General features: G+C 68.6%; 1 protein-coding gene. It reads left to right on the plus strand.

Features of this window, described 5'->3' with window-relative positions; genetic code table 11:
* Positions 1–306: ketoacyl-synthetase C-terminal extension domain-containing protein (locus ACPXBU_RS34880; protein ID WP_425761407.1), on the plus strand; the 306-nt coding region annotated here is incomplete at both ends.

Here is a 306-nt window from a genome sequence, read left to right on the forward strand (position 1 = left end):
TTGTTGGCCACGTACGGCCAGGACCGGTCCGAGCCGCTGTGGCTGGGGTCGATCAAGTCGAACATCGGTCACACGGCTGCCGCGGCCGGTGTCGCGGGCGTGATCAAGATGGTCGAGGCGATGCGGCACGGGGTGTTGCCGGCGACGTTGCACGTGGATGAGCCGTCACCGCACGTCGACTGGTCGGCGGGTGCTGTTTCGCTGCTTACCGAGGCGCGGGAGTGGCCGGAGGTCGGTCGGCCGCGGCGGGCGGCGGTGTCGTCGTTCGGTGTTTCGGGGACGAATGCGCATGTGATCGTGGAGCAG

It is taken from the genome of Micromonospora sp. DT231, from assembly GCF_049847025.1.
Taxonomy (GTDB): Bacteria; Actinomycetota; Actinomycetes; order Mycobacteriales; family Micromonosporaceae; genus Micromonospora.